Raw genomic sequence first — 22560 nt, 5'->3', positions numbered from 1 at the left:
AAAGAAGTATCGCCTGCGCTCTACGAGAGGCTCTTTACTTTATAATGCTGTAACATGCCGAGCTTATAAGCAAATTTTATGCAGATTAATATCTCATTCTGCACTTTTTAAGTGCAGCGCGATAGACTGCACATTTAATTTTCATCTCTTCAATTCATTGATATGCAAAGATAATATTCTGATTTTTTTGCCTGCCATTTGCTTCTTGCCATGTTTTTTTCGCATTTGCGAGAAGATTTGCTTGACGGAAAGTAAATGTTTAGCTTAGATATCCGTGTTTCAGGGGACGACTGAAATTGGCTTTAAAAGGCCTCGGAAGTGTTCCGATTATAAGCACTGCCAGACTATATTACAGTTCTTATTCTATTTATTTCATCACGTATAAACCGCTTCAGGCAACTGGGGCGGTTTTTTACATTGTGCTAATTTAAGCAATTTTAAATTGTATTTTGAAAGCTTCGCGCAAAAACATTCTTCTATAATTATGTTTGCTGAAAATAAATCGCATGAAAGCGGGTCTTCTGGTGCGGGCGTGAGCATGTTCGATCCGCGCAAATCTCTCCTTGAGACGGAAAAATGCCGTCCTTGCGTCGGCAGAGCGGCGGTTCGCTGTTTGTTGCCCGGCTTTATTTCAGCGCGGTCAAGGCGTCTTTCGCAAAAGCGGAAATGGGTGCTGGAAGGGCATCGAGGTCGAACCAGCCGATTTCGGAAAGCTTGTCCGGTTCCGTGAGCGACGGTTCACCCTGCGTGTCACGCGTTATGAAGATCAGCGAGACCCAGTGATGGCGGTCTTCCGGATTGATATATTCGCTGTGGCAGAGAAACTCGACCTTGCCGATTGTCAGCCCGGTCTCTTCTTCGGCCTCTCGCCTTGCTGCGGCGAGGGCGGTTTCCAGATGGTCAACCTTGCCGCCTGGAATATTCCAGTATCCTGCCTCCGGCGCTTTCATGCGCCGGCAGAGGAGAAGCTGGCCATCGCGCAATATGGCGAGGCCAACGCCGACGCCTGGAAAATCCTGTCCTGGCTTGATGGTCGGCGTCATGTTTTCATTCCCGCGGCAGTCTGGTGGGCTCAGGCCTTGGCGTTTGCCACGATCAGCATGAATGCAGGAATGTCGTCGCCGAAACCAACGGGCGTCGGACCGTCATCATGGTCGCGATAGTGGCGACGGCGGTCGCGGTTGTCGTCATTGGCATGCGGCTGGTTGCGGTTGTTGCGCTCAGAATTGCGCGGGGTCTTTTCCGGTCTGCGTTCTGCTTTCACCTTGTCGTCTCCATGAGCCGGGATGTCCGTGTCCACAGCGGATTGTGCAACCTGATTGATGTTTTCGACCGGCGATGCGGGTGCATCGCGACGGTTCCTGTCGCGGCCCCTGCCGCCACGTTCCTTGCTGCCCCGGCGGCCGGAATTGCTTTCAAAGCTTTCCATGGGGGCGGGGAGCGAGGACAGATCACCATTCAGCCACTCGATCTTCTCGGCGATCAGCTTTTCGATCGCGTCCAGATATTTTGCGTCGCTTTTGGTGACGAGGGTGAAGGCCTTGCCCGAACGTCCCGCGCGACCGGTGCGGCCGATGCGGTGGACATAGTCTTCAGCGTGAATGGGAACATCGAAGTTGAAGACGTGGCTGACATCGGGAATGTCCAGTCCGCGTGCTGCAACGTCGGAGGCGACCAGCAGCGTCAGATTTCCATCACGGAAATTCTGCAGCATCGTGGTGCGCGAACGCTGGTCCATGTCGCCATGCAGGGCGCCGACGGAAAAGCCGTGGCGATCCAGCGAACGGAACAGGTCTGCCACATCCTTCTTGCGGTTGCAGAAGATGATGGCGTTCTTGAGTTCGGTCTCTTCGGCACGGACGAGATCGCGCAGGACGGCGCGCTTCTCATAATCCTTGTTGTGCGCGGCGACGATACGCTGCGTGACCGTCTTTGCCGTGGAGGAGGGCTTGGCAACCTCGATACGGGTGGGGTTCTGCAGGAACCGGTCGGCGAGCTTCTGGATTTCCGGCGGCATGGTGGCCGAAAAGAACAGCGTTTGCCGGGTAAAGGGGATCATCTTGGCGATACGCTCGATATCCGGAATAAAGCCCATGTCCAGCATGCGGTCGGCTTCGTCGATGACGAGGATTTCCACGCCGGTCATCAGCAGCTTGCCGCGCTCGCAATGGTCGAGAAGACGGCCGGGTGTGCAGATGAGAACATCGGCGCCGCGCTCAAGCTTGCGGTCCTGATCTTCGAAGGAAACGCCACCGATCAGAAGGGCGACGTTCAGCTTGTGATTCTTGCCGTATTTCTCGAAGTTTTCGGCGACCTGCGCTGCGAGTTCGCGGGTCGGCTCGAGGATCAGCGTGCGCGGCATTCTGGCGCGTGCGCGGCCCTTCTCGAGCAAGGTGAGCATCGGCAGAACGAAGGAAGCGGTTTTCCCCGTGCCTGTCTGTGCGATACCGCAGATATCACGCTTTTCCAGCGCGGGCGGAATTGCGCCGGCCTGAATGGGTGTCGGCGTCGTGTAGCCGGCATCTGCAATAGCGGAAAGAACTTTTTGGCTCAGGCCAAGATCAGAGAATGTTGTCAAAGGAAGAACTTTTTCCGTTCTGGTTCGGTAAGAACACCTGCGTGCCGCTGCGACACTTGCAAAGACTTGGCGCGGGGATATGCCCAAATTGCCGGAAAGTCAAGGAAACAACGGGAAATGCACGCGAAACGTCGCGGTTCGAGCGGGGCTTTTTAGCCTTCGGCGCGGTTTTGCGCGATTTATCGTAAAAAGCGCAAAAAAAGCGTTAAATTCGGCCGACTATTTAAGATAGGTTTTAAGCTCTGCCCCGGCGACCAGGAACCGCATCGGATCAACAGGCGTATCGTTGCGGCGTACTTCATAATGCACATGCGGACCGGTCGAGCGGCCGGTGCTGCCGGCCCGGCCGATAACGTGGCCGGCCTCCACTTTCTCACCCACCCTGACCAGAATGGCGGAGAGGTGGCCGAATCGCGTCGACACGCCCTGGCCGTGGTCGATCTCGACCATATTGCCGTAGCCGCCGGAATTTTCCGCCACCGTCACCTTGCCGGCACCGGTTGCCTTCACGTCAGCGCCGGTTTCTGCACGGAAATCGATGCCGGTATGCAAGGCGGGCCGCCCGAGGAACGGATCCATCCGGTTGCCGAATCGGCTGGTGATGGTCCTGCCGGGAGCCGGATTGCCGAAGGGCAGGGCGGTCGCGCTTTCCTTGACGATATCCAGACGGTTGAGCGCATTGTCGAGATTGGTGAGGGACAGATTGAAGGGATCGGTTTCGCTGCGCTGAGGATCCGCATAGGGACCGCCAACATCGTCCGTGCCGCTTTCGTCGATTTTCAGGCCTGCCTGACGGATGATGTCCTGCATCGCGCTCGCCTTGTCCTCGGCGTCGCTGGTCAGCCTGGCTATGCGCGATATCTGTTGGCGCTCGATGTCCTTCAGCGAAAGCGTCACCTTGGAGAACACCCGGTCGGCCCGGTCGGAAGGTGTTTCGCCGGCTTCTGGAACGTAGGACGCCCGCTTGTCGGTTCCGGCATTTTCCGGCTGCAATTTCCGGGGCGCCATCAGCTTTTCGATGGCGGAAAGGCCGCCGGACATATCGGCGCGTTTTTCCGGTGCCATCGCATTCGAGAGAGAGGAAGGTGCGGCCGGCGAAGCGGCGATGCCGGAATTTTCCGCGCGTTCCAGCAATTCGCTCATGCGTCCGTGCCTGGAGGTGAGGGCGGCCTGCTGTTCCAGCAGCTTTTCCACTTTCTTTTCAACCACCTGCTGGTCGAGCAATTGCCGTGAAGTAACGCGGTCCACCTGCGCTCTCAGCGCTGCGATGCGGTCTTCGTAATCGTTCTGGATGCGCGTCTGGCGCGCCATGGTTGCGCCGATCAGGTCGTCGCGCAGGATGAGATAGCCGGTGGCACCGAGATAACCGAGTGAAAGAAAACCGATGGTGCAGCCGGCAAGCGCCGACATCCAGGGCCGGATCGTCAGATGCCGAACCTTGTCACCGCGCGCCAGAATGAGGACGTGTGGCTCACGCTTTTTGCCGAATACCCGGTTTTCCGTTGTATCAGTCAAAATCTCTCTCCGGGCTGGCTTCGCAAAGCACGACGCGTAGATTCAACAGTTTGGAGCGTCATTCGCGCGTCCGACCGGACGCACGGGGCACTGAAGGAAATCATAATTCGTTAAGGTTAACGAAGTTTTGCCGGGGAGGCTTTCAGGGCCGAAAGCGGCGTCAGCTGTTGCTGACGGCGGTAAGCGAGCGATAAAAGGACGGCGTCAGACCTGCTTCGGCGCGGGCGAGGTCGTTGAAGGGCGGTTTCAGCGGACCGCGGAAATTGGTGCGCACCAGCTGTTTGAAGGTGGCTGCCGGGTCCTTCTTTTCGCGGGCGCACAGAAACCGGAACCATTTGGCGCCGATGGCGACATGGCCCTTTTCATCATTGTAGATGACATCGAGAACGGCGGCACTTTCCAGATCTCCGGTTTCCCGCATCTTTGCCTGCAGGGAGGGCGTCACATCCAGCCCGCGCGCTTCAAGAATGAGAGGGACGACCGCGAGCCGCGCAGTCAGGTCGTTGCGGGTCGAGTGGGCTGCCTGCCAGAGCCCGTCATGGGCCGGCAGATCGCCATAGTCCGCGTCCAGGCTCCGCAGCCGGTCACGCACCAGCCGGAAATGTTTCGCCTCTTCGAAGGCGACCTGCATCCAGCCATCGAAAAAGGAATGCGGCACCGGCTCGCTGGCATAACGGGCAACGATGTCGAGTGCGAGATCAACAGCGTTCAGCTCGATATGGGCAATGGCATGCAACAGCGCTATGCGGCCCTTGACGGTGTGAAGGGAACGGCGCTCGACGGCGGTCGGTGGAACGAGCTGCGGCTTTTCAGGCCTGCCCGGACGTTCGGGCAGGGGCGGATCGAGAGGAGAGCGCAGCGACAGGCGACGTTCGAACCATCGTGTCGCCGTCTCCTGCGCCAATGCGGTTTTTCTGTCGAGATCGGCGCTGGCGATCGCCTCGGCGGCGCCGCCGCGCAGCGACATGATTTTGAAAGGGGGTGTCACGACAGGCGCCGTCTCTCAGAGTTTGCCTGCGGCGTCCAGGACGGCCTGTGCGTGGCCCGCGACCTTCACCTTGTTCCAGATCTCGGCGATTGTGCCATTGGGTGCGATGAGGAAGGTGGTGCGTTCGACGCCCATGTATTTTTTGCCATACATGCTTTTTTCCTTCCAGACGCCGTAGGCTTCGAGAGCCTTCCTGTCCTCGTCGGAGGCGAGCATGACGCTGAGCGCGTGTTTTGCAGCGAACTTGTCGTGGCTTTTGACGCTGTCAGGGGAAATGCCGATGACGACCGTGTTGGCGGCCTCGAATTCTCCGCCAAGGGCGCTGAAGTCGATCGCTTCGGCGGTGCAGCCGGATGTATCGTCCTTCGGGTAGAAATAGAGAACGACCGCCTTGCCTCGCAGGCCGGACAATGTCACCGTTCCTTCACCGTTACGGGGCAAAGTGAAATCCGGAGCCGGGCTGCCAATCGTCAAGTCTGTCATAATCCACCTTTCTTTCGCCGGGATGTTGAGTGAAAGTCGCCACATTCGATATATAGCGAAACGGCGCGTCGTCCAGTGTTGGGGCGAAACAAAAGCTATTCAGGGGCAAACACGGGCGTATGGCTGAAGTCAGGGGTGAAAAGGTTACGTTCGGCAAGCGCGATATCATTGCGCTGCACGATCTCCCTTCGGCGCAGGCGGAAGATCCCATCATCGTGCATTGCCCGCCGCCGCGTTCCATGGCGCGTGCCTTCATCAAGATTTTCGCGGCTCTTTTCGTGCTCGCCTTTCTGTCGATCGGCGGCATCATCGTCTCTGTTGAAACCGGATCGATCGACAAGACCCTTTCCAGCCAGGCGCAGCAGGCGCTGGAAAGGGCGCTCGGGCCTCACTACAGCGCGCGGATAGGCTCATCGGCCATCCGGTTCTCGACCGGGCTGCGGCTGGCGCTGGTGGCGCAGGATGTGGACATTGTCGAGAAGGAATCCGGCCAGCATCTGAGCCGGGCGCGGGCGATCGGCATGGCGCTCGATCCGCTTGCGCTTCTGGCTGGCCGCGTCTCGGTACAGAGCCTCGAGGCCGACGGCATGGAGCTCGATACGGCGCTCTTGCCCAAGGGCAACGGTTTCGATCTGTCCAGTGTCAAGCTCGATGCGGTGCCGCAGCAATTGCAGGAGGCTTTCGGGCAGCTCGACAAGCTTGCGCAGGCTTTCTTGAGCAGCGGAACCGAGGAAATCGATATTTCCAGCGTTTCGGTTCATCTGCCGCCCGGTGAACTCGGTAAACCGCGTACCATCGAGGTGCGGGAACTGTCGCTGACGCCCGACCAGCAGGGCGGCTATGCGCTTGATGGCGAAACCTTGTTTAACGGTGAAATTGCCAGCGTGTCGCTGAAGACCTCGGGCGGTGGCGGCGTGATCGATGGCTTTCAGGCCCGGATAGACGGTTTCGATATAGGCCCGTTTCTGGAAAAATACGATCCGCAGGGCAATATTCATGAGGGGCTGAATGTCAAGACCGGTGTCAGCATCGTTGCCCGCCGCGCCATGGAAGGGCACGAGCCACGGCTGGACGTCTCGGTCGGCATGGGCAATGGAACGCTTCTGATCGGTGGCGAGGCCCAGCCCTTTACCGCCGGCACGGTCAATGCCCGCTACGATTTTCAAAAGAGCACGCTCGTGATCGAAAACTCACGGGTGGAGCTGGGGCGGACGGTCGTTCCGGTCGTTGGCGAAATCAGGGATACCGAAGAGGGCTTCGGTCTTTCGCTGCGGATCGACAATGCGGTGGCTTCCGCCGAAGCCTCGGGTGAGGCGCCCGTGCCTTTCAGCCTGAAGGCCGATGGGCAATTTACGGCGGCCACGAAACAGCTTGAGGTTCCCTCGCTTTATGTCAGCGGTCCACTTGGAGACATGGCGGGATCGCTGAAAATCCGGTTTGGGGAAGGATCGCCGGAAATCAGTTTCGCGGGGCAGATTCCGAAGATGGAGGCGACGGCGGTCAAGCAGCTCTGGCCGTTCTGGATGGCGCACAAGCCGCGCGAATGGGTGGTTTCCAACCTTTATGGCGGGACGATCACGAATGGCTCGATTGCCGTTTTCATTCCGCAGGGGCGGATGTGCGGTCCCGGTTGCCCGCTGGTGCTTGGCGAGAGCGAAATGCAGATCCGCTTCGATATTGACGATACGCGGCTCAATACGACCGGCGACATTCCGCCGCTGCGCGATGTCGACGCGCATTTCAATCTCGTCGGCGGCCAGATGAGTGTCGATATCAAGCGGGCGACATCCTATTTCCCGTCCAATCGCTCGCTTGCGCTTGAGAACAGCCGTTTCCTGATCTCCGATGTCTATGACAAGCCGCTGCTTGGAAATCTTGAACTGAATGTTGCGGGCGCAGCCGATGCCGTGGCGGAGCTTGCGACGCTGAAACCCATCAATGCCCTCAAGGATACGCAGTTCAAGCCGGACGATTTCACCGGCGATGTGAAGGCGAATGCGAAGCTGACCATCGGGCTCCTCTCCAGCCAAAACCCGCCGCCGCCGGTATGGACGGCCGATCTCGACCTCAAGAACCTGTCGCTGACAAAGCCGTTCGCCGGCCACAAGGTGACCGCGCTCGATGGTTTCATGGCGTTGAACGACCGGCAGCTCAGGCTTGAGGGCAAGGGCCGGGTGGACGATGTGCCGATGGACATCGAAATGACGGAACCTGTGCGCAAGAACAGCGACGTCTCTCCGACACTGTTGCTGAAGGCAACCTTGAACGAGTCGCAGGTTGCCAAGCTTGCGCCGGAGCTTTCGACAGTCCTTGGCGGCACGACGGTGATGGAAATTTCAGGGGCCGATCCCAAACGTCAGGATGTCCGGCTCGACCTCAACAAGGCATCGATCATTCTGCCGGGGCTTGGCTGGAGCAAGGGTATCGGCATTCCGGCAAAAGCTGCCTTCACCATGGAGGTGGTGGATGGCCGCACGACAATCAGTGATTTTTCCCTCGATGGCGATGGCTTTGGCGCTGCCGGCGATATTGCCTTCAGCAAGAACGGACTGATTTCAGCCGATCTCAGCCGCGTGCAATTGTCGCCTTCCGACAATTACGCCGTTTCGGTCGCCGCCTCGAAAAACGGCTATAGCATCAATGCTTCGGGAAAATCCGCCGATGTCAGGCCTTTCCTTTCGAAGCTGCGCAGTTCTTCCGGTGGTGGTGACGGGACATCGCGTGCGCAGCCATCCCTTGCCATCAAGACGCAATTCGACAAGGTTTACGGTTTCAACGACGAAATCCTCGCCAATGTCAGCTCGGATATCAGCGTGCGTGACGGCAAGGTGCGTTCGGTGGATTTCCGTGGCGTCACCGGCAACGGCCAGGCGGTCGTGGCGCAGACCGTCAATCGCGGCGCAACGGGAACCGTGACGCTGACCAGCAGCGATGCGGGGTCGCTTGCCCGTTTCGCCAATATCTACAGCCGCATTCGCGGCGGCCTTCTCAACCTTGCGCTCACGACCTCCAATGGCAGTGACTGGAGCGGATCGCTCGACCTGCGCAATTTTGCCGTCGTGAACGAAGCCAAGCTGCAGGATATCGTTGCCACGCCGACGGGTGAGGATGGCAGGAGCCTCAACAATGCGGTGCGCCGCAATATCGATGTCAGCTCGGAGAAGTTCCAGCGCGGTTTTGCCCGGGTCGTTTACGTCAACGGCTCGGTTGCGGTGGAAAACGGCGTCGTGCGCGGCGAGCAGATCGGCGCGACCTTCCAGGGCTTGCTGAAGGACCAGAGCGGCCGCATGGACATGACCGGCACCTTCATGCCCGCCTATGGCCTGAACCGGCTGTTCGGCGAGCTGCCCTTCATCGGCATTTTCCTCGGCAATGGCCGCGACCGGGGTCTGCTCGGCATTACCTTCAAACTATCAGGCCAGACGGACCAGCCGAAGCTGACGATCAATCCGCTGTCGTTGATCGCGCCCGGTGTGTTCCGGCAGATTTTCGAATTTCAGTGAATGGAGCGTCGCAAAGCTTGGCGCAAGCGGCTGTTTGGCGAGAACGGGTGCACCCGTACTCCGTCACCCCGGACCTGATCCGGGGTCCAGTGCGATCAAGTCCTTGATCGCGCGAGAGCCCTTTCACGGCGCAGACGCGCCGTGGCTGGATGCCGGATCTAGTCCGGCATGACGGAAGTGGGGGTATCGGCGCATCGAGGACCGCTTTCGCAGTCCTCGACACGATGTTTTTGTAAGTCTTATGCCGGGCGAACCAGAACGTGCTTCTTCTTGCCGACCGACAGCTTGATGACGCCGTCGCCGGTCACTTCACCGGAACCAACCGTCTGGCGCTCATCCGAAACGCTGACGTCGTTGATCTTCACCGCACCGCCCTGAACGTGGCGGCGGGCCTCGCCGTTCGAGCCGGCGAGGCCGGCGCGGACGATGAGCGAGAGAACGCCGAGGCCGGCATCGAGTTCGGATGTCGGAACCTCGATGGAGGGCAGGTTTTCGGCGAGCGCACCTTCCTCGAAGGTCTTGCGCGCGGTTTCAGCCGCTTCTTCCGCAGCGGCGCGGCCATGCAGGATGGCGGTCACTTCGGTCGCGAGGATTTTCTTCGCCTCGTTGATTTCCGATCCGCCAAGCGCGGCAATGCGGGCGATCTCATCCATCGGCAGCGTGGTGAAGAGTTTCGCAAAGCGAACCACGTCCGCATCTTCCGTGTTGCGCCAGTATTGCCAGAAATCATAGACCGGCAGCAGGTCCTTGTTCAGCCATACCGCGCCCGAAGCGGACTTGCCCATCTTCGCGCCCGAGGAGGTGGTCAGAAGCGGCGAGGTTAGCGCGTAGAGCTGCGGCGTCCCCATGCGGTGACCAAGGTCGATACCGTTGATGATGTTGCCCCACTGGTCCGACCCACCCATCTGCAGGCGGCAACCGGTACGCTGGTTCAGCTCCACGAAGTCGTAGGCCTGCAGGATCATGTAGTTGAATTCGAGGAAGGACAGCGACTGCTCGCGGTCGAGGCGGGTCTTCACGCTGTCGAAGGACAGCATGCGGTTGACCGAGAAATGGCGGCCGACATCGCGCAGGAATTCGAGGTAGTTGAGGCCACGCAGCCAGTCGGCATTGTTGATCATCAGCGCCGGATTGTTGGCGCGGTCATAATCGAGGTAGTTGGCGAAGACATGCTTGAGCGAGGTGATGTTGTCCTCGATCATGTCGATCGTCATCAGCCTGCGGGCCTCTTCCTTGAAGGAGGGATCGCCGACCATGCCGGTGCCGCCGCCCATCAGCGAGATCGGCTGGTGGCCGGTCTTCTGCATCCAGTGCAGCATCATGATCTGGGTAAGGTGGCCGACATGCAAACTCGAAGCCGTCGGGTCATAGCCGATATAGGCGGTCACGGTTTCCTTGGCGAACAGTTCGTCGAGACCCGACTCGTCGGAGATCTGGTGAATGAAGCCGCGCTCGTCGAGCGTGCGGAGGAAATCGGACTTGAACCTGGACATAACCTTTTTCTTTCTGGTTTGATCTTTGCGGCCATCGAAAACCAATGACCGTCGCGCCTTTATCATTGTTTTTTGAAATGTGCACCCGTTTCGGCCATGAATGTCGGGATTCACTCGATGATGATTCGTGATTGCAGGGGAGCGGCAGGTGGGCGAGGTCAAAACGGCAATCGGGCTGATGAGCGGCACATCGATGGACGGCATCGATATCGCCCTGTTGCGCACGGATGGCGAAAGCGTGGTGCGGCATGGGCCGAGTGGGTATTTCCCCTATGATCCGGGCCTGCGCGCCATCTGGCAGAAGGCATTGGTCACGGCCAAAGCCATTCGTGAACGACGCGAACGTCCCGGCGATCTGGCGGAGGCCGAGCGCAAGCTGACGCTTGCCCATGCGGCGGCGGTGAAATCCTTCCTCCACCGTCACCGGCTCCAGCCCGGCGATATCGATGTGATCGGTTTTCACGGCCAGACGGTGCTGCACCGGCCGGATGAGGCGCTGACCGTGCAGATCGGCGACGGCGCGCTTCTGGCCTCCGAAACCGGCATCGACGTGGTCTATGACATGCGCGCCAATGACATGGTGCATGGCGGGCAGGGCGCGCCGCTGATCCCCGCCTATCACGTGGCGCTCTCCGCCAATCTGCCTGATGGATTCGAAACGCCCGCCGTCTTCGTCAATGTCGGCGGCATTTCCAATCTCACCTATATCGGTGATGGCGGACGGCTCGCGGCTTTCGATAGCGGACCGGGCAATATGCTGATCGACCAGTGGATCGAGGCGCATACGGGCAAAGCCTTCGACAAGGGCGGCAGGACGGCGGCGGGCGGCAGCGTCGTCGCGTCGCTGGTGGCGCGTTATATGGAAAGCCCGTTCTTCTCGGCCAATATCCGCCGCTCGCTCGATCGCGGCGATTTCGCGCCGCCGAAAAAGGGTGAGGTTTCTCTGGCGGATGGGGCACGGACGCTGGCGCATCTGACGGGTGCGGCGATTCTGAAGTCGGCGAGCTATCTGCCGGAGGCGGCGAAGACCTATGTCGTTTGTGGCGGCGGGCGGCTTAATCCGGTGATCATGGCGGAGTTTGCGGGCCTTGTCGCGAAAGTCGGCGCACGGGTGATCGCGGCGGAGGAGGCGGGTTTCGATGGCGGGGCGATGGAGGCGGAGGCCTGGGCCTATCTGGCGGTGCGTTCGCTGAACGGTCTGCCGCTGACCTATCCCGGGACGACGGGGGTGAGGGAGCCGGTGACGGGTGGGGTTTTGGTGCGATCACGTTAGACGGCGGCGGGTGAAGCTTACCCCCCTCTGCCCTGCCGGGCATCTCCCCCTCAAGGGGGGAGATCAGCAAGAGGCTTGCTCTTCGCCTCGGCTGCGACGTTCAAAATGGTCGAAAGGTCGCCACGATTCGATCTCCCCCCTTGAGGGGGAGATGCCCGGCAGGGCAGAGGGGGGTGAACCACACCCGCCATCGATCATTGCAGCCAGATCAAGACCGACCTGAAAATACGCTCAAAATCACCGAATGCGCTTGGCCGCCGGTTCCGGCACCAGCTCGCCGTTCAGGCGACGGTCGAGGTAGTCCTCGCATTCGCCCATCAGCTCATCCACCTTGCCGTTGAAGAAGTGGTTGGCGCCGGGAAGGGTGCGGTGGGTGATGAGGATGCCCTTCTGGGTCTTCAGCTTTTCGACCAGACCGTTGACGTCCTTCTCAGGCGCGACCTTATCGGAATCACCATTGATGATGAGGCCGGAGGACGGGCAGGGGGCGAGGAAGGAGAAGTCGTAGGTATTGGGCTGCGGCGCAATCGACATGAAGCCTTCGATTTCCGGGCGGCGCATCAGAAGCTGCATGCCGATCCAGGCGCCGAAGGAATAACCCGCGACCCAGCAGCTTTTCGAATCGGGATGCAGGCTCTGCACCCAGTCGAGAGCGGAGGCCGCGTCGGAAAGCTCGCCGGCGCCATGGTCGAATTCGCCCTGGCTGCGGCCGATGGAGCGGAAATTGAACCGGAGCGTCGTGAAGCCGCGCTTCTGGAAAAGATAGAAGAGCTGATAGACGATCTGGTTGTTCATCGTGCCGCCGAACTGCGGGTGCGGATGAAGGATGATCGCTATCGGCGCGCTCTTTTCCTTGGAGGGTTGATAACGGCCTTCGAGGCGACCCGCAGGGCCGTTAAAGATGACTTCGGGCATTGGTACTCCGGTCGTGTTTTTTCATTCTCCAACCGCATTCTTCCGATGAGAAGACTTGACGAACTGTGTCATCTTTTCTAGAACGCAGTTTAGAATAATTCGAAACTTTGCGTGTGCTTAAGCACTCGGGTGGTGTCATAAGACAAGCGCAACTGTAATTTCAAGAAAAATGCGTTTTTGCGCATTGAAGATTGGATAAAGCCTCATCGCCATGACGGGTTTGACGCGCACATATATGGACTGGAACGCCACGGCGCCGCTTCTGCCCGCCGTGCGTGATGTCCTTGTGTCGGCGCTCGATCTCTCTGGCAACCCGTCTTCCGTTCATCGGGAAGGGCGTGCGGCGCGCGCTGCCGTCGAGGCCGCCCGCCGCGAGGTTGCAGCGCTTGCCGGTGCGCAGGCCGCCCATGTCACCTTCACCAGCGGGGCGACGGAAGCTGCCAATCTGGTGCTGACGCCTGAATTCAGGATGGGGCGCGCTCCCGTGCGCTATGGCCGTCTTTACGTCTCCGCTATCGAGCACCCCGCCTTTCGCGAAGGCGGCCGGTTCGGCAAGGCTGACGTTGCGGAAATTCCCGTTACGTCAGCGGGTGTCATCGATCTTGCCGCACTTGAGGCGCTTCTGTCTTCGCATGATGCTTCCACCGGCCTGCCGATGGTTGCCTGCATGCTGGTGAACAATGAGACCGGCATCCTCCAGCCGGTGGCGGAAGCGGCGTGGCTGGTGCATGCGGCGGGTGGATTGATGGTGGTTGATGCCGTTCAGGCGGCAGGCCGGGTTCCGCTCGATATCAACGCGCTCGATGCCGATTTCCTTGTTGTCTCGTCCCACAAGCTCGGTGGCCCCAAGGGGGCTGGCGCGCTGGTCTCGCGCGGCGAGGTGATGATGCCGAAGCCGCTGATCCATGGCGGCGGGCAGGAAAAGGGGCATCGTTCCGGTACGGAAAATACCCTGTCGGTCATCGGGTTTGGTGCCGCTGCTACTGTTGCTGCCAAGAATCTCGAGATTGAAGCGGCGCGTCTTGCCGCTCTGCAGGCGCGGCTGGAAGACGGCATGCGGGCGAGCGCGCCTGACGTGATCATCCACGGCGAGGACGTTGCCCGCGTTGGCAATACCACGTTTTTCACCCTGCCGGGCCTGAAGGCGGAAACGGGGCAGATCGCTTTCGATATTGAAGGCATTGCGCTCTCTGCCGGTTCGGCCTGCTCATCCGGCAAGGTGGGGGAAAGCCATGTGCTGACGGCTATGGGGCGTGATCCCAAGCTTGGCGCACTCAGGATTTCCCTTGGCCATGCGACTGATGAGGCCGATATAGAACGGACGCTTGCGGCGTTCACGAAAATTGCCGGGCGGCGCAGGCTTTCCGGTCAGGCCGCTTAAAATGCGGCAAAGAATTGCGGAATAGCAATTTTCCGCTTGCCGGGATGTGTGAAAAGCGCCATCCCGCACTTACATGGGTATAAGCTCCGCCCCGCTTAACGGCGCGGTGACATTGCCCGAAGATGGATAAGGCGGCTTTCCGCCTTGATACGTTGACAAGCCACCGGACCTTGGCTCCGGCGAGATTGGAGAACGACATGGCAGCGGTTCAGGAAACGATCGATCAGGTCCGCCAGATCGATGTGGACCAGTATAAATACGGCTTCGAAACCAATATCGAAGTCGACAAGGCCCCCAAGGGCCTTTCGGAAGAGGTGATCCGTTTCATCTCGGCCAAGAAGCAGGAGCCGGAATGGATGCTGGAATGGCGTCTTGAGGCTTACAAGCGCTGGCTGACGATGGAAGAGCCGACCTGGGCACGCGTCAGCTATCCCAAGATCGACTTCAACGATCTCTATTATTACGCCGCACCGAAAAGCACGCCCGGCCCGAAGTCGCTCGATGAAGTCGACCCGGAGCTTCTGAAGGTCTATGAAAAGCTCGGCATTCCGCTGAAGGAACAGGAAATCCTCGCCGGTGTTGAAAAGCGCCAGGTTGCGGTGGACGCCGTGTTCGACAGCGTCTCCGTCGTCACCACCTTCAAGGCGGAACTGGCGAAAGCCGGCGTCATCTTCATGTCGATTTCGGAAGCCGTGCGCGAGCATCCGGAGCTGGTAAAGAAATATCTCGGCTCGGTCGTTCCGACGACGGACAATTTCTACGCGACGCTGAACTCGGCTGTCTTTACCGACGGTTCCTTCGTCTTCGTGCCGAAGGGCGTGCGGTGCCCGATGGAGCTTTCCACCTATTTCCGCATCAACGAAAAGAACACCGGCCAGTTCGAGCGCACGCTGATCATCGCCGAAGAGGGTGCTTACGTCTCCTATCTGGAAGGCTGCACCGCGCCGCAGCGCGACGAGAACCAGCTTCACGCGGCCGTTGTCGAACTGGTGGCACTCGATGATGCCGAAATCAAATATTCCACCGTCCAGAACTGGTATCCGGGCGACAAGGAAGGCAAGGGCGGCATCTACAACTTCGTGACCAAGCGTGGCGATTGCCGCGGTGACCGTTCGAAGATTTCGTGGACGCAGGTGGAAACCGGCTCGGCCATTACCTGGAAATACCCGTCCTGCATCCTGCGCGGCGATGACAGCCGTGGCGAATTCTATTCGATCGCGGTCTCCAACGGCCATCAGCAGATCGATAGCGGCACCAAGATGATCCATCTCGGCAAGAACACGTCGAGCCGCATCATCGCCAAGGGCATTGCCGCCGGCTTTTCGGAAAACGTCTATCGCGGCCAGGTTTCGGCTCACCGCAAGGCGACCAACACGCGCAACTTCACGCAGTGCGACTCGCTGCTGATCGGCGACAAGTGCGGTGCGCATACCGTGCCCTATATCGAGGCGAAGAATTCCTCTGCGCATTTCGAGCATGAGGCGACGACGTCGAAGATTTCCGAAGACCAGCTGTTCTACTGCCTGCAGCGCGGCATTCCCGAGGAAGCGGCGATCGCGCTGATCGTCAACGGTTTCGTGAAGGAAGTCATTCAGGAACTGCCGATGGAATTTGCCGTGGAAGCGCAGAAGCTGATCGGCATTTCGCTGGAAGGCTCGGTCGGCTGATCGTCACCCAAACATGCATTTGAGTGCGCGATGTTCGCGCACCTTCGCTCACACAATTCTTAGGATACATCCATGCTTGAAATCATCGACCTGCACGCAAAGATCGCCGATACCGAAACCGAGATCATCAAGGGTCTCAACCTGAAGGTTGCTGCCGGTGAGGTTGCCGCCATCATGGGGCCTAACGGTTCCGGCAAGTCGACGCTGTCCTACATCCTGTCGGGCCGCGAAGATTATGAAGTCACCTCCGGTGACATTCTCTACAACGGCGAAAGCATTCTGGAGCTGGATGCCGCCGAGCGCGCCGCCAAGGGCATTTTCCTTGCCTTCCAGTACCCGGTCGAAATTCCCGGCGTTGCCACCATGCAGTTCCTGAAGGTCGCTATGAACGAGCAGCGCAAGGCGCGCGGCGAGTCCGAGCTGACGACGCCGGATTTCATCCGTCGCGTCAAGGAAGCGGCCGGCGATCTGAAGATCGATATGGAGATGCTGAAGCGTCCGCTGAACGTCGGCTTCTCCGGCGGCGAAAAGAAGCGCGCCGAGATCCTGCAGATGGCGCTCTTGGAGCCGAAGCTCTGCGTTCTCGATGAAACCGATAGCGGCCTCGACATCGACGCGCTGAAGATCGTGGCTGACGGCGTCAACGCGCTGAAGTCGCCGGATCGCGCCACCGTCGTCATCACCCACTATCAGCGCCTGCTTGATTACATCGTGCCTGACAGCGTTCACGTTCTCTACAAGGGCAAGATCATCCGCTCGGGTGACAAGGCTCTGGCGCTGGAACTGGAAAACAACGGTTACGCCGACATCATCGGTGAAGCGGCCTAAGTCGGGCCAGGAGGTGATGTCCATGAACATTCAAGCTACCAACCGGCTGACGCCAGCGGAAACCGCGCTGGTCGACGCTTACACCGCCAAGTTCAGCGAATTGCCGGGCGACGGCGCTGTTGTCGCCGCCCGTGACGTGCTGTTCGACGATCTGAAGACCGGCGGTCTTCCGACCCGCCGCATCGAGGCGTGGCACTATACCGATCTGAAGAGCCTGCTGCGCGCCGTACCGGAAGACCGGCCTGCGCCTGTTATCGAAAAGCAGACACCAACGGTTGCCGGTTCGCTGGTCGCCTATGTGCAGCATGGCACGGCCGATATCGGCAAGATTGAAGACATCCGCGTGTCGCGCTTTGCCGAAAGCCTGCTCGATGGTTCTGCTGCCGCTGGCCTCGCTGAAGCCAGCAAGGATGACGCGATTGGCCGCATCAATGGCAGCTTCGTGCGCGATGGTCTGGTGCTCGAGATCCCGGCCGATGCCGATATCGAGAAGCCGATCGAATTGCAGGCGGTCCATGGCGCAGGCCAGGTTCACAACCGCTTCCCGGTCCGTTTCGGCAAGGGCTCCAAGGCGACCGTCATCGAGCGTCACCTTTCGGTGACTTCAGATGCAGCGTTCGTTTCCTCCGTCAGCGACATCGTTGTCGAGGATGGCGCGGAAGTGACCTGGATCATCCTGCAGCAACAGGGTGCGGCCGATATCCATCTTGGCCAGCTGCGCATGAAAATCGGCGCGGATGCCAAGATTCGCCTGTTCATTGTCAATGCCGGCGGCAAGCTGGTCCGTCAGGAACTGCGCATCGACGTGGAAGGTGAGGGCACGGACCTCATCGTTCGCGGCGTCAACCTTCTGGGTGGCGAAACCCATACCGACGTGACGATGGTTCTCGGCCACAACGTGCCGAATACGACCTCGACGGAAGTATTCCGCAACGTGGTGTTCGACCGTGCAAAGGGTATTTTCCAGGGCATGATCCGGGTGGCGCCCGATGCCCAGAAGACCGACGCGAAGATGGCGTGCAATACGCTGCTGATGTCCGACGATGGCGAGTTCTCGGCAAAGCCGGAACTGGAAATCTTCGCTGACGACGTTCAGTGCGGCCACGGTGCGACGGTTGCCGATATCAGCGACAATCATCTCTATTACCTGATGGCGCGCGGCGTGCCGCGGGCGAAGGCACGGGCGATGCTCGTCAACGCCTTCGTCGCCGAGATCGTCGAGGAACTGGAAGAAGAAAATCTGGTAGAGGCGCTGGAGACGATCATCTCCGGCTGGCTGGAACATCATGCCTGAGAGCGAACGCGCCGCATTGGCGGCCCCTTATGACATCGAAGCCGTGCGCAAGGATTTCCCGATCCTGTCGCGCGAGGTCTATGGCAAGCCGCTGGTCTATCTCGACAACGGCGCGTCCGCTCAAAAACCGCAGGTGGTGATCGACGCCGTTTCGCATGCTTATGCCAATGAGTATGCGAATGTGCATCGCGGCCTGCATTTCCTCTCCAATGCCGCAACCGACGCCTATGAGGCGGCGCGCGAAAAGGTGCGCCGTTTCCTGAATGCCGGTTCGGTGGATGAGATCGTCTTCACCAAATCCTCAACGGAAGCGATCAACACAGTCGCTTACGGTTACGGCATGCCGAAGATCGGCGAGGGCGACGAGATCGTCATCTCGATCATGGAGCATCATTCCAACATCGTGCCGTGGCATTTCATCCGCGAGCGGCAGGGTGCGAAGCTCGTCTGGGTGCCTGTCGATGATGACGGCGCGTTTCATATCGAGGCTTTCGAAAAGAGCCTGACGGAGCGCACCAAGCTCGTTGCCATCACCCATATGTCGAATGCGCTCGGCACCATCGTGCCGGTCAAGGAAATCTGCCGCATCGCCCATGAGCGCGGCATTCCGGTGTTGATCGATGGTTCGCAGGGCGCGGTTCACATGCCGGTCGACGTGCGCGATATCGATTGCGACTGGTATGTGATGACCGGCCACAAGCTTTACGGTCCCTCGGGCATCGGCGTGCTCTATGGCAAGGCGGATCGCCTGCGCGAGATGCGGCCGTTCCAGGGCGGCGGCGAGATGATCCTCGACGTTTCCGAAGACAATGTCACCTATAACGAGCCGCCGCACCGTTTCGAAGCCGGCACGCCACCCATCGTGCAGGCGATCGGCCTCGGTTACGCGCTGGATTACATGGACAATCTCGGCCGCGCCGCGATTGCTGCGCATGAGGCCGATCTTGCCGCTTACGCTGCCGAGCGTCTGCGCGAGATCAATTCGCTTCGCATCATCGGCAATGCGCCTGACAAGGGCGGCATCTTCTCCTTCGAGCTTGAGGGCATTCACGCCCATGATGTCTCGATGGTGATCGACCGGCGCGGCGTTGCGGTACGTGCGGGCACCCATTGCGCCATGCCGCTCTTGAAACGCTTTGGCGTCACCTCCACATGCCGGGCATCGTTCGGCCTTTACAATACCCGCGCCGAAGTAGACTCTCTTGTTGAGGCGCTGGAATATGCGCGCAAATTTTTCGCCTGATATCGGAATAAGAGATCAGGATTGAGGTTTAAGACCATGACTGCCGAAGCCACTGCAAAGACCCAGGATACGACCGAAGACGCGGCAAAGCCGTCGTCTATCCCGCCTGACGAACTGGCGCGCCTCAGCGATGACGTGATCGCGGCGCTGAAGACCGTCTACGATCCGGAAATTCCGGCCGATATTTTCGAACTCGGTCTCGTCTACAAGATCGACATCGAGGATGACCGCATGGTCAAGATCGTCATGACGCTGACGGCGCCCGGTTGCCCGGTGGCCGGTGAAATGCCGGGCTGGGTGGAAAATGCGGTCGGCGCCGTCGAGGGTGTCTCCGGTGTCGTGGTCGAAATGACCTTCGATCCGCCATGGACGCCTGACCGCATGTCGGAAGAAGCACAGGTCGCTGTCGGCTGGTACTGACGTGATTTGACTGATGTCATCCCTTGATGACACTCTCAGGCGCTACTAAATTGAAATCCATAAGCATCGAGCCTTGAACTCGATTGTCGAAGGAGAATTAAGCCCATGGGCTTTGCGATCATGACCATGACCGGGGCTGCTGCCTCGCGCGTTAAAGCAATCGTCGAAAATTCCGGACCGGATGCCAGGGGTGTGCGCGTCGGTATCAAGAAGGGCGGCTGCGCGGGCATGGAATATACCATCGACCTCGTGACCGAGCCGGATGCGAAGGATGATCTGGTCGAATTCGAAGGGGCAAAGGTCTGGGTTCAGCCTTCCGCCGTGCTTTATCTGCTCGGCACGCAGATGGATTTCGAAGTGACCAAGATGCGCTCCGGTTTCACCTTCAACAACCCGAACCAGACGTCCGCCTGCGGCTGCGGTGAATCGGTAGAGTTGAAGCCTGCCGATTTGGCGGCGCTGGCAAAGCAGCGTGAGGCAGAGGCCAGCGTTTGATTGGCTGCGCTATCTCTGCGATGGAGAGACAGACCTTTCTTATGCACACAGCGCTCCCACAAACGCGACGTCATCCTCGGGCTTGACCCGAGGATCTATCCCCGTCAAATCCCTTGAGACCTTTGTAGATCCTCGGGTCAAGTCCGAGGATGACGGATGAGAGGTTTCAGATTCATTTTCCGCAAACTGCGTCCCGCGCAAATCAGCTTTCGAAGGATCATGACTGCTGTTTCAGCGTATCGATGAAATCCGCCAGCGGATGAACCGATGGCGTCGTCGTCAATAGAGGCTTGAGAGCCGCGGCGATCGTCCCGCAATCCTCCTCTGTAAGTGACCGCAGGCTCGAGCTGACCTTGTTGTAGTCGGGCGTTCCGCGTGATGCGAGGGAGCGATTGATCACAAACACCTCCGTCTGTCCGTCAATTCGTTCCACGAAGAGCGCGAGCGAACCGCCGTCCGCGGCGGCGGCGCTGTCCGATACCGATTTGAACATCGAAGCCCTCCGTCAATTATCAACCTGTTCCGTCGAGGCCGTTGCAGCCTCGACCGCTTGTCTCACTCGTGCCGCAAAGCCTCGATCGGGCTCAGGCTTGCCGCCCGTCGCGCCGGGAAATAGCCGAAAATCACCCCGATGGCGGCCGAGAAGGCGAAGGCGAGGAAGATGATCGACGGGCTGGTGACGAAGGGCACGTTGAGAAAGCTGACCACGCCGTAAGCCAGACCGAGGCCGGTCAGGATGCCGACGATGCCGCCAAAAGCGGAGAGCATCACGGCTTCCACCAGAAACTGCGTCAGGACCTGCTTCTCCAGCGCGCCGATGGCGAGACGAATGCCGATCTCGCGGGTGCGTTCCGTCACCGAGACCAGCATGATGTTCATGATGCCGATGCCGCCAACCAGCAGGCTGACGGCTGCGACTGCACCCAAAAGCCCGGTCATCAGCGTCGTCGTGCCGGTCATGGCCGAGGCGATCTGTGTCATGTCGTTGACGGTGAAATCGTCCTCGCGGCCGATGCCGATGCGGCGACGTTCGCGCAGCAGGTTCTGCAGGTCGCTCTGCACCTTGGCAGTCGAAACGCCGTCCTGCGCCGAAACCATGATCGAGGAAATGGTGGTGGTGCCGCCGATGCGTCGCTGATGGATTTTCAGCGGCATGATGACCGTGTCGTCCTGATCGTCACCGAGGCCTGACTGACCTTTTCTGCCCAGCACACCGATGACGGGGCAGGAGATGTTGCTGACGCGGATCGTCTGCCCCACCGGGTTCTCTGCACCGAACAGTTCCTGCCGCACCGTTTCGCCGATGATGCAGCCGATCTGGCCGCCGCGATCTTCGGCCGGCTGGAAGTCTCGCCCGAGCGCGATGGTCCAGTCCTGCGCGATCAGATAGTCGTTGGTGGTGCCGATGACGCTTGTCTGATGGTTCTTGCCGCCGAAAATGACGGTCGCGGCGGAGCTGCGGTTCTGCGGCGCCACGGCACGCACGCCGCTGATCTGGTTGCGAATGGCCTCGACATCGCGATCATCGAAGCGCTTGGCTTCGGTGCTGGCACGGCCGGGCCCGAACTGGCCTGGGCGCACGAACAGCATGTTGGTGCCGAGCCGCGACAGTTCCGATTTCACCTGTTCCGTCGTGCCATTGCCGATGGTGACCATGGCGATGACGGCGGCTACACCGATGACGACGCCGAGCACGGTGAGGAAGGAGCGCAGCAGGTTGCGGCTGATGGCGCGCAGCGCAAGACGCGACGTTTCAAAGAACATCGGCGGTCTCCTTTTTGTCCGTCGCGCTGTCGGAGGCAAGATGGCCATCGACGAAACGCAGGAGACGCCCGGCATGGGCCGCGATATCCTCTTCATGGGTGACCATGACGACCGTGATGCCCCTGTCGCGGTTGAGGGAGGTGATAAGATCCATGATCTCGGCGCTGGTTTTCGTATCGAGATTGCCGGTCGGCTCGTCGGCGAGAAGCAGGGCAGGGCGGGTGACGATGGCGCGGGCAATGGCCACACGCTGCTGCTGGCCGCCGGAAAGCTCCTGCGTGGTGTGATCCTCGCGGCCTTTCAGACCCACCTGCGCCAGCGCCTCCATGGCGCGCGCGCGCCGCTCCGAGGCCTTCATGCCACGATAGACCAGCGGCAGCTCGACATTTTCCACCGCCGAGGTGCGCGATAGCAGATTGAAGCCCTGAAACACGAAGCCGAGCATATGCCGGCGCAGCAGCGTCAGATGTTCATTGTCGAAGCCGCTGGTCGGCACGCCCTGAAACAGATATTCGCCAGCCGTCGGTACATCCAGGCAGCCGATGATGTTCATCGACGTGGATTTGCCGGAGCCCGATGGACCCATGATGGCGACGAATTCCTTTTCGCGGATAGACAGGCTGACGCCGTCAAGCGCGCGGATCGTCGCTTCGCCGCGGCCATATTGCTTGACGACATTGCGGAATTCGATGAGCGGCGGCTGTTGCATGGGCTTGTCCT

The 22560-nt window shown here is 59.7% G+C and carries 19 protein-coding genes; 9 read left to right on the top strand and 10 right to left on the bottom strand.

The genetic code is table 11. The features are described from left to right. Positions 1–626 precede the first annotated feature (626 nt). The 5 genes from FY152_07460 to FY152_07440 all read right to left on the bottom strand — a co-directional run bounded on the left by FY152_07460 (position 627) and on the right by FY152_07440 (position 5564). On the bottom strand, positions 627–1043 hold the full coding sequence (locus FY152_07460; protein UXS31930.1) for an NUDIX domain-containing protein: 417 nt from the start codon (positions 1041–1043) through the stop codon (positions 627–629). A gap of 29 nt (positions 1044–1072) precedes the next feature. Next, the gene (locus FY152_07455; protein ID UXS31929.1) at positions 1073–2578 is read right to left on the bottom strand and encodes a DEAD/DEAH box helicase; all 1506 of its coding nucleotides are present in this window, start codon (positions 2576–2578) and stop codon (positions 1073–1075) included. 219 nt (positions 2579–2797) lie between these two features. Then, entirely contained in the window at positions 2798–4093 is a 1296-nt protein-coding gene (locus FY152_07450) for a peptidoglycan DD-metalloendopeptidase family protein (protein ID UXS31928.1), read from the bottom strand. A 160-nt stretch (positions 4094–4253) separates the two neighbouring features. Beyond that, positions 4254–5081, bottom strand: coding sequence for a ferritin-like domain-containing protein (locus FY152_07445; GenBank protein ID UXS31927.1), 828 nt, complete (start codon positions 5079–5081; stop codon positions 4254–4256). Between the two features lie 15 nt (positions 5082–5096). Beyond that, entirely contained in the window at positions 5097–5564 is a 468-nt protein-coding gene (locus FY152_07440) for a peroxiredoxin (protein UXS31926.1), read from the bottom strand. Positions 5565–5683: 119 nt separating this feature from the next. Here FY152_07440 and FY152_07435 point away from each other — a divergent pair, with 119 nt between their 5' ends. Continuing rightward, positions 5684–9067, top strand: coding sequence for a hypothetical protein (locus FY152_07435; protein ID UXS31925.1), 3384 nt, complete (start codon positions 5684–5686; stop codon positions 9065–9067). A gap of 239 nt (positions 9068–9306) precedes the next feature. Here the strand turns inward: FY152_07435 and FY152_07430 are convergent, their stop codons facing one another. Then, the gene (locus tag FY152_07430) at positions 9307–10560 is read right to left on the bottom strand and encodes a tyrosine--tRNA ligase (GenBank protein ID UXS31924.1); all 1254 of its coding nucleotides are present in this window, start codon (positions 10558–10560) and stop codon (positions 9307–9309) included. Between the two features lie 148 nt (positions 10561–10708). On the opposite strand from FY152_07430, the gene FY152_07425 reads away from it, so the two are divergent. Beyond that, positions 10709–11833, top strand: a complete 1125-nt coding sequence (locus FY152_07425; protein ID UXS31923.1) for an anhydro-N-acetylmuramic acid kinase — start codon at positions 10709–10711, stop codon at positions 11831–11833. 237 nt (positions 11834–12070) lie between these two features. Here the strand turns inward: FY152_07425 and FY152_07420 are convergent, their stop codons facing one another. Beyond that, positions 12071–12748 carry an alpha/beta hydrolase gene (locus FY152_07420; GenBank protein ID UXS31922.1) on the bottom strand — a complete coding sequence of 226 codons (678 nt, stop codon included), beginning with the start codon at positions 12746–12748 and terminating at the stop codon, positions 12071–12073. A gap of 211 nt (positions 12749–12959) precedes the next feature. Here FY152_07420 and FY152_07415 point away from each other — a divergent pair, with 211 nt between their 5' ends. The 7 genes from FY152_07415 to sufA all read left to right on the top strand — a co-directional run bounded on the left by FY152_07415 (position 12960) and on the right by sufA (position 20076). Continuing rightward, on the top strand, positions 12960–14129 hold the full coding sequence (locus FY152_07415) for a cysteine desulfurase (GenBank protein UXS31921.1): 1170 nt from the start codon (positions 12960–12962) through the stop codon (positions 14127–14129). Positions 14130–14326: 197 nt separating this feature from the next. Further along, positions 14327–15796, top strand: coding sequence for a Fe-S cluster assembly protein SufB (gene sufB / locus FY152_07410; GenBank protein UXS31920.1), 1470 nt, complete (start codon positions 14327–14329; stop codon positions 15794–15796). 72 nt (positions 15797–15868) lie between these two features. Continuing rightward, positions 15869–16624: a Fe-S cluster assembly ATPase SufC gene (gene sufC / locus FY152_07405; protein ID UXS31919.1), complete on the top strand. Its 756-nt coding sequence runs from the start codon at positions 15869–15871 to the stop codon at positions 16622–16624. A 22-nt stretch (positions 16625–16646) separates the two neighbouring features. Next, positions 16647–17918, top strand: a complete 1272-nt coding sequence (gene sufD, locus FY152_07400) for a Fe-S cluster assembly protein SufD (GenBank protein ID UXS31918.1) — start codon at positions 16647–16649, stop codon at positions 17916–17918. Next, a complete protein-coding gene (locus FY152_07395) occupies positions 17911–19161 on the top strand; it encodes a cysteine desulfurase (protein ID UXS31917.1) in 1251 nt (416 codons plus the stop codon). The genes sufD and FY152_07395 overlap by 8 nt, the downstream gene beginning before the upstream one ends. Before the next feature lie 36 nt (positions 19162–19197). Then, positions 19198–19581: an SUF system Fe-S cluster assembly protein gene (locus FY152_07390; protein ID UXS31916.1), complete on the top strand. Its 384-nt coding sequence runs from the start codon at positions 19198–19200 to the stop codon at positions 19579–19581. A gap of 105 nt (positions 19582–19686) precedes the next feature. Beyond that, positions 19687–20076: a Fe-S cluster assembly scaffold SufA gene (sufA, locus tag FY152_07385; GenBank protein UXS31915.1), complete on the top strand. Its 390-nt coding sequence runs from the start codon at positions 19687–19689 to the stop codon at positions 20074–20076. A 217-nt stretch (positions 20077–20293) separates the two neighbouring features. On the opposite strand, the gene FY152_07380 is transcribed toward sufA, so the two are convergent. From FY152_07380 to FY152_07370, 3 genes are all read right to left on the bottom strand, one after another. Continuing rightward, the gene (locus FY152_07380; GenBank protein ID UXS31914.1) at positions 20294–20569 is read right to left on the bottom strand and encodes a hypothetical protein; all 276 of its coding nucleotides are present in this window, start codon (positions 20567–20569) and stop codon (positions 20294–20296) included. A 62-nt stretch (positions 20570–20631) separates the two neighbouring features. Next, the gene (locus FY152_07375; protein ID UXS31913.1) at positions 20632–21840 is read right to left on the bottom strand and encodes an FtsX-like permease family protein; all 1209 of its coding nucleotides are present in this window, start codon (positions 21838–21840) and stop codon (positions 20632–20634) included. Then, positions 21830–22549 carry an ABC transporter ATP-binding protein gene (locus tag FY152_07370; protein UXS31912.1) on the bottom strand — a complete coding sequence of 240 codons (720 nt, stop codon included), beginning with the start codon at positions 22547–22549 and terminating at the stop codon, positions 21830–21832. Before FY152_07370 ends, FY152_07375 begins: the two co-directional genes overlap by 11 nt. Positions 22550–22560 lie beyond the last annotated feature (11 nt).

It is taken from the genome of Agrobacterium tumefaciens (assembly GCA_025560025.1).
Lineage (GTDB): Bacteria > Pseudomonadota > Alphaproteobacteria > Rhizobiales > Rhizobiaceae > Agrobacterium.
This window is presented reverse-complemented; position numbering and strand designations above follow the sequence as displayed.